This is a genomic window from Escherichia sp. E4702 (assembly GCF_963883545.1).
Lineage (GTDB): Bacteria > Pseudomonadota > Gammaproteobacteria > Enterobacterales > Enterobacteriaceae > Escherichia.
Genome location: NZ_CAWORF010000008.1, coordinates 147,049 through 154,389 on the forward strand (window position 1 = coordinate 147,049; position 7,341 = coordinate 154,389).

Here is a 7,341-nt window from a genome sequence, read left to right on the forward strand (position 1 = left end):
ACGAGGCATTCATGAAGCGAATTGCGTTTGTGGGTAGCGTCGGGGCAGGAAAAACAACGTTATTTAATGCGTTGCAGGGAGATTATACCCTCGCCAGAAAAACACAGGCCGTGGAATTTAATGATAATGGCGATATTGATACTCCGGGTGAATATTTTAGCCATCCCCGTTGGTATCACGCCTTAATAACCACGCTACAGGATGTGGACATGCTGATATATGTCCACGGCGCAAATGATCCAGAAAGCCGATTACCTGCCGGGCTGCTGGATATTGGCGCCAGTAAACGGCAAATCGCCGTCATCAGTAAAACGGACATGCCGGATGCTGACGTCACCGCAACGCGACAGTTATTGCTTGAGACTGGCTTTGAAGAGCCAATTTTCGCGCTAAACAACCATGACCCGCAAAGCGTGCAGCAACTGGTGGATTATCTGGCATCTCTCACCGAACAGGAGGAAGCAGGTGAAAAAACTCATCACAGCGAATGATATTCGTGAAGCACACGCGCGCGGCGAACAGGCAATGTCCGTGGTTCTGCGCGCCAGCATTATTACCCCTGAAGCGCGCGAAGTGGCGGATCTACTGGGTTTTACCATCACCGAGTGCGATGAATCGACGCCTGTAACGGCATCCGTTCCCGCCAGTGCGTCAGCCGATAAAACCGAAAGCCAGCGCATCCGCGAAACCATCATTGCCCAGCTGCCGGAAGGCCAGTTTACCGAAAGCCTGGTCGCGCAGTTGATGGAAAAAGTGATGAAGGAAAAGCAGTCGCTGGAGCAGGGGGCAATGCAGCCGAGCTTCAAATCGGTGACCGGCAAAGGCGGCATCAAAGTGATTGATGGCAGCAGCGTCAAGTTTGGTCGTTTCGATGGCGCTGAACCGCACTGCGTGGGCTTAACTGATCTTGTGACCGGAGACGACGGCAGCAGTATGGCCGCTGGTTTCATGCAGTGGGACAACGCCTTCTTCCCGTGGACCCTGAACTACGACGAAATCGACATGGTACTGGAAGGGGAGCTGCATGTTCGCCACGAAGGCGAAACCATGATCGCCAAAGCGGGCGACGTGATGTTTATCCCGAAAGGTTCCAGCATCGAATTTGGTACGACATCCAGCGTGAAATTCCTGTATGTCGCCTGGCCGGCTAACTGGCAATCCCTATGAAAGATTTCATCACCGAAGCATGGCTAAGAGCGAACCATACGCTCAGCGAAGGCGCAGAGATCCATCTCCCTGCGGACAGTCGCCTGACGCCCTCTGCCCGGGAGTTACTGGAAAGCCGCCATCTGCGCATCAAGTTTATTGACGAGCAGGGCTGCCTGTTTGTTGACGATGAACAGCAGCAGCCGCAGCCCGTTCACGGACTGACCAGTAGCGATGAACATCCGCAGGCGTGCTGCGAACTGTGCCGCCAGCCGGTGGCAAAAAAGCCGGACACGCTGACTCACCTGTCGGCTGAAAAAATGGTCGCCAAAAGCGATCCGCGCCTGGGTTTTCGCGCCGTTCTCGACAGCACCATTGCGCTGACAGTGTGGCTGCAAATTGAACTGGCGGAACCGTGGCAGCCGTGGCTGGCGGACATCCGTTCGCGTCTTGGCAACATTATGCGCGCCGATGCGCTGGGGGAATCGCTGGGCTGCCAGGCGATTGTCGGGCTTTCTGATGAAGATCTGCATCGGCTTTCTCACCAGCCGCTGCGCTATCTCGACCACGATCATCTGGTGCCGGAAGCCAGCCACGGACGCGATGCGGCGTTGCTGAATCTGCTACGCACTAAAGTGCGGGAAACCGAAACCGTAGCGGCGCAGGTGTTTATCACTCGTAGTTTTGAAGTATTACGCCCGGACATCTTGCAGGCGCTGAACCGCCTTTCGAGCACGGTTTACGTGATGATGATCCTGAGCGTAACGAAGCAGCCGCTTACGGTGAAGCAGATCCAACAACGACTGGGGGAGACGCAATGATTATTGAACGTTGTCGTGAACTGGCGTTGCGAGCGCCCGCCAGAGTGGTTTTTCCGGATGCGTTAGATCAACGTGTGCTGAAAGCTGCGCAATATTTACATCAACAAGGTCTGGCAACGCCCATTCTGGTCGCCAATCCGTTTGAACTTCGCCAGTTTGCGCTCAGTCACGGCGTGGCGATGGATGGCCTACAGGTGATTGATCCGCATGGCAACCTCGCAATGCGGGAAGAATTTGCCCATCGCTGGCTGGCCCGTGCGGGCGAAAAAACGCCGCCGGATGCGCTGGAAAAACTCACCGATCCGCTGATGTTCGCCGCCGCAATGGTTAGCGCCGGTACAGCGGATGTCTGCATTGCAGGCAATCTCTCTTCCACGGCAAATGTGCTGCGTGCCGGATTACGCATTATCGGCTTGCAGCCAGGCTGTAAAACGCTCTCATCCATCTTCCTGATGCTGCCACAGTATAGCGGCCCGGCGTTGGGCTTTGCCGATTGCAGCGTGGTGCCACAGCCGACGGCGGCACAACTGGCGGATATCGCGCTTGCCAGCGCCGAAACCTGGCAGGCCATCACCGGAGAAGAGCCGCGCGTGGCGATGCTGTCGTTTTCCAGCAACGGTAGCGCCCGTCACCCCTGCGTTGCCAATGTGCAGCAGGCGACAGACATCGTCCGTGAGCGCGCACCAAAGCTGGTGGTGGATGGAGAATTACAGTTTGACGCCGCCTTCGTGCCGGAAGTGGCGGCGCAAAAAGCGCCTGCCAGCTCGCTACAGGGCAAAGCCAATGTGATGGTTTTTCCGTCGCTGGAAGCCGGAAATATTGGCTACAAAATCGCACAACGACTTGGCGGATATCGTGCCGTCGGGCCATTGATACAAGGACTTGCCGCGCCGATGCACGATCTCTCTCGTGGTTGTAGCGTGCAGGAAATTATCGAGCTGGCGCTGGTGGCAGCTGTGCCGCGTCAGACAGAAGTGAACCGCGAAAGCAGTTTACAAACACTGGTTGAATGAACGGTCCCGTTCTGGACCCCTATAAAGAGGAAAACACAATGGAAGCATTAGGAATGATCGAAACCCGGGGCCTGGTTGCACTGATTGAGGCTTCTGACGCGATGGTGAAAGCTGCGCGCGTCAAACTGGTCGGCGTGAAGCAGATTGGCGGCGGCCTGTGTACTGCGATGGTTCGCGGTGATGTTGCAGCCTGTAAAGCCGCGACCGATGCCGGTGCCGCAGCGGCACAGCGTATTGGCGAGCTGGTATCTGTACACGTTATCCCGCGTCCGCACGGCGACCTGGAAGAAGTCTTCCCGATCGGCCTGAAAGGCGACAGCAGCAACCTGTAATCACCCTGTGTGACGTCGATTCGGGCGTCACGCTCTCTCCTTTTTCATTTTACCTTCCGCGGAGGGTAGGGGGAGCTTTTACCTGAAATACGCCACGGAGGCGGGTATGAAACTGGCAGTCGTCACTGGACAAATTGTTTGTACCGTACGCCATCACGGACTGGCGCATGACAAATTGCTGATGGTGGAAATGATTGATCCACAAGGTAATCCTGACGGGCAATGTGCCGTCGCCATCGACAATATTGGCGCGGGAACCGGGGAGTGGGTGTTGCTGGTGAGTGGCAGTTCCGCCCGCCAGGCGCATAAAAGCGAAACGTCACCGGTCGATCTGTGCGTGATTGGCATCGTCGATGAGGTGGTGTCTGGCGGTCAGGTAATTTTCCACAAATAAGGCAGAACATCATGAATCAACAGGATATTGAACAGGTGGTGAAAGCGGTACTGCTGAAAATGCAAAGCAGTGACATACCGCCCGCCGCCGTTCATGAGATGGGCGTTTTCGCTTCCCTGGATGACGCCGTTGCGGCAGCCAAAGTTGCCCAGCAAGGGTTAAAGAGCGTGGCAATGCGCCAGTTAGCCATTGCTGCCATTCGTGAAGCAGGCGAAAAACACGCCAGAGATTTAGCGGAACTTGCCGTCAGTGAAACCGGTATGGGCCGCGTTGAAGATAAATTTGCCAAAAACGTCGCCCAGGCGCGCGGCACACCCGGCGTTGAGTGTCTCTCTCCGCAGGTGCTGACGGGCGACAACGGCCTGACCTTAATTGAAAACGCGCCCTGGGGCGTGGTGGCTTCGGTGACGCCTTCCACAAACCCGGCGGCAACCGTAATTAACAACGCCATCAGCCTGATTGCCGCGGGCAACAGCGTCATTTTTGCCCCGCATCCGGCGGCGAAAAAAGTCTCCCAGCGGGCGATTACGCTGCTCAACCAGGCGATTGTTGCCGCAGGCGGGCCGGAAAACTTACTGGTTACCGTGGCCAATCCGGATATCGAAACCGCGCAACGCTTGTTCAAGTTTCCGGGCATCGGCCTGCTGGTGGTGACGGGCGGCGAAGCGGTAGTGGAAGCGGCGCGCAAACACACCAATAAACGCCTGATTGCCGCAGGTGCCGGTAACCCGCCAGTGGTGGTGGATGAAACCGCCGACCTCGCCCGTGCCGCTCAGTCCATCGTCAAAGGCGCTTCTTTCGATAACAACATCATCTGTGCCGATGAAAAGGTGCTGATTGTTGTTGATAGCGTAGCCGATGAACTGATGCGTCTGATGGAAGGCCAGCACGCGGTGAAACTGACCGCAGAGCAGGCGCAGCAACTGCAACCGGTGTTGCTGAAAAATATCGACGAGCGCGGAAAAGGCGCCGTCAGCCGTGACTGGGTAGGTCGCGATGCGGCGAAAATCGCGGCGGCAATCGGCCTTAAAGTTCCGGAACAAACGCGATTGCTGTTTGTAGAAACCACCGCAGAACATCCGTTTGCTGTGACCGAACTGATGATGCCGGTGCTGCCCGTCGTGCGCGTGGCCAACGTGGCGGATGCCATTGCGCTGGCGGTGAAACTGGAAGGCGGTTGCCACCACACGGCGGCAATGCACTCGCGCAATATTGAGAACATGAACCAGATGGCGAACGCCATTGATACCAGCATTTTCGTTAAGAACGGACCGTGCATTGCCGGGCTGGGGCTGGGCGGGGAAGGCTGGACCACCATGACCATCACCACGCCAACCGGTGAAGGGGTAACCAGCGCGCGGACGTTTGTCCGTCTGCGTCGCTGTGTATTAGTCGATGCGTTTCGCATTGTTTAAGGAGTAACCGATGGCGCACGACGAACAATGGCTCACCCCACGTCTGCAAACGGCGGCAACGCTGTGTAACCAGACGCCTGCCGCGACGGAATCTCCGCTGTGGTTAGGGGTGGATCTGGGCACCTGCGATGTGGTGTCGATGGTTGTCGACCGCGACGGTCAGCCGGTGGCGGTATGCCTCGACTGGGCCGATGTGGTCCGCGACGGCATCGTCTGGGATTTCTTCGGCGCTGTCACCATTGTTCGTCGCCATCTCGACACTCTTGAGCAGCAATTCGGTCGTCGTTTTAGCCATGCGGCGACTTCATTTCCTCCTGGTACGGACCCGCGTATTTCCATCAACGTGCTGGAATCTGCCGGGCTGGAAGTGAGCCATGTGTTGGATGAGCCAACCGCAGTCGCGGATCTGCTGCAACTGGACAACGCAGGTGTAGTGGATATCGGCGGCGGCACTACCGGCATTGCCATCGTGAAAAAGGGCAAAGTGACGTACTCGGCGGATGAAGCGACTGGCGGACATCACATCTCTCTGACTCTCGCCGGAAATCGTCGTATTTCGCTGGAAGAGGCAGAGCAGTACAAGCGCGGTCACGGTGAAGAGATTTGGCCGGCGGTGAAACCGGTGTACGAAAAAATGGCGGACATTGTCGCCCGGCATATTGAAGGGCAGGGCATTACTGATTTATGGCTGGCGGGCGGCTCTTGTATGCAACCGGGCGTGGCGGAACTGTTTCGCAAACAATTCCCGGCGTTACAGGTGCATTTACCGCAGCACAGTTTGTTTATGACCCCACTGGCGATCGCCAGTAGCGGGCGAGAGAAAGCGGAGGGGATCTATGCAAAATGAATTGCAGACCGCGCTCTTTCAGGCGTTCGATACCCTGAATCTGCAACGGGTAAAAACATTTAGCGTCCCGCCTGTCACACTCTGCGGTCCGGGCGCGGTGAGCAGTTGCGGGCAGCAAGCGCAAATGCGTGGGCTGAAACATCTGTTCGTGATGGCAGACAGCTTTTTGCATCAGGCAGGGATGACCGCCGGGCTGACGCGTAGCCTGGCCGTTAAAGGCATCGCCATGACGCTCTGGCCGTGTCCGGTGGGCGAACCGTGCATTACTGACGTGTGCGCAGCCGTGGCGCAGCTGCGTGAATCAGGCTGCGATGGTGTCATCGCGTTTGGCGGTGGCTCGGTGCTCGATGCAGCGAAAGCCGTGGCGTTGCTGGTGACGAATTCCGATAGCACGCTGGCAAAAATGTCAGAAACCAGCGTTCTGCAACCACGATTGCCGCTGATTGCCATTCCAACGACCGCCGGAACCGGCTCTGAAACGACTAACGTGACGGTGATTATCGATGCGGTAAGCGGGCGCAAACAGGTGTTAGCACATGCCTCGCTGATGCCGGATGTGGCGATCCTCGACGCTGCGCTAACCGAAGGCGTGCCGTCGCATGTCACGGCGATGACTGGCATCGATGCGTTAACTCACGCCATTGAAGCGTATAGCGCGCTGAACGCCACCCCATTTACCGACAGCCTGGCGATTGGCGCCATTGCGATGATTGGTCAATCGCTGCCGAAAGCGGTGGGTTACGGTCACGACCTGGCTGCGCGCGAGAGTATGTTGCTGGCTTCATGTATGGCGGGAATGGCGTTTTCCAGCGCCGGGCTTGGGTTATGCCACGCGATGGCGCATCAGCCAGGGGCGGCGCTGCATATTCCGCACGGTCTGGCGAACGCCATGTTGCTGCCAACGGTGATGGAATTTAACCGGATGGTTTGTCGTGATCGGTTTAGCCAGGTTGGTCGGGCGCTGCGAACTAAAAAATCCGACGATCGTGACGCTATTAATGCGGTAAGTGAGCTGATAGCGGAAGTTGGGATCAACAAGCGGCTGGCTGATGTGGGTGCAACAACCGGGCATTACGGTGCATGGGCGCAGGCCGCGCAGGAAGATATTTGTCTGCGCAGCAACCCGCGTACCGCCAGCCTGGAGCAGATTGTCGGCCTGTACGCAGCGGCGCAATAAATGCCGGATGCGACGCTTGCCGCGTCTTATCCGGTCTACGGGATTGCACATGTAGGGCGGATAAGGCGTTTACGTCGCATCCGCCAGTGGCGCGGTGCAAGTGCCGGATGCGACGCTTGCCGCGTCTTATCCGGCCTACGGAACACACATGTAGGGCGGATAAGGCGTTCACGCCACATCCGCCAGTGGCGCGGTG

10 protein-coding genes are annotated in these 7,341 nt (G+C 57.3%); all 10 read left to right on the forward strand.

Annotated elements, in window-relative coordinates; genetic code table 11:
- The first annotated feature begins 11 nt into the window (after positions 1-11).
- Entirely contained in the window at positions 12-491 is a 480-nt protein-coding gene (gene eutP, locus AACU94_RS03850; RefSeq protein ID WP_000820758.1) for an ethanolamine utilization acetate kinase EutP, read from the forward strand.
- Positions 466-1,167 carry an ethanolamine utilization acetate kinase EutQ gene (eutQ, locus tag AACU94_RS03855; RefSeq protein WP_130216810.1) on the forward strand — a complete coding sequence of 234 codons (702 nt, stop codon included), beginning with the start codon at positions 466-468 and terminating at the stop codon, positions 1,165-1,167. The genes eutP and eutQ overlap by 26 nt, the downstream gene beginning before the upstream one ends.
- Positions 1,164-1,967 (forward strand): ethanolamine utilization cob(I)yrinic acid a,c-diamide adenosyltransferase EutT, encoded by an 804-nt coding sequence (gene eutT, locus AACU94_RS03860; RefSeq protein WP_135488960.1) that lies wholly within the window; start codon positions 1,164-1,166, stop codon positions 1,965-1,967. The genes eutQ and eutT overlap by 4 nt, the downstream gene beginning before the upstream one ends.
- Entirely contained in the window at positions 1,964-2,980 is a 1,017-nt protein-coding gene (gene pta, locus AACU94_RS03865; RefSeq protein ID WP_135488961.1) for a phosphate acetyltransferase, read from the forward strand. Before eutT ends, pta begins: the two co-directional genes overlap by 4 nt.
- A 38-nt stretch (positions 2,981-3,018) precedes the next feature.
- The gene (gene eutM, locus AACU94_RS03870; RefSeq protein WP_000387713.1) at positions 3,019-3,312 is read left to right on the forward strand and encodes an ethanolamine utilization microcompartment protein EutM; all 294 of its coding nucleotides are present in this window, start codon (positions 3,019-3,021) and stop codon (positions 3,310-3,312) included.
- A gap of 106 nt (positions 3,313-3,418) precedes the next feature.
- Positions 3,419-3,706 carry an ethanolamine utilization microcompartment protein EutN gene (eutN, locus tag AACU94_RS03875; RefSeq protein WP_000762196.1) on the forward strand — a complete coding sequence of 96 codons (288 nt, stop codon included), beginning with the start codon at positions 3,419-3,421 and terminating at the stop codon, positions 3,704-3,706.
- Positions 3,707-3,717: 11 nt separating this feature from the next.
- Complete coding sequence (locus tag AACU94_RS03880) at positions 3,718-5,121, forward strand: aldehyde dehydrogenase family protein (protein ID WP_135488962.1); 1,404 nt, start codon at positions 3,718-3,720, stop codon at positions 5,119-5,121.
- A 10-nt stretch (positions 5,122-5,131) separates the two neighbouring features.
- Positions 5,132-5,968 carry an ethanolamine utilization protein EutJ gene (gene eutJ, locus AACU94_RS03885; RefSeq protein WP_001551440.1) on the forward strand — a complete coding sequence of 279 codons (837 nt, stop codon included), beginning with the start codon at positions 5,132-5,134 and terminating at the stop codon, positions 5,966-5,968.
- A complete protein-coding gene (gene eutG / locus AACU94_RS03890; protein WP_135488963.1) occupies positions 5,958-7,145 on the forward strand; it encodes an ethanolamine utilization ethanol dehydrogenase EutG in 1,188 nt (395 codons plus the stop codon). Before eutJ ends, eutG begins: the two co-directional genes overlap by 11 nt.
- A partial coding sequence (locus AACU94_RS03895) for a hypothetical protein (RefSeq protein ID WP_205713090.1) occupies positions 7,146-7,341 on the forward strand: 196 nt, incomplete at its 3' end.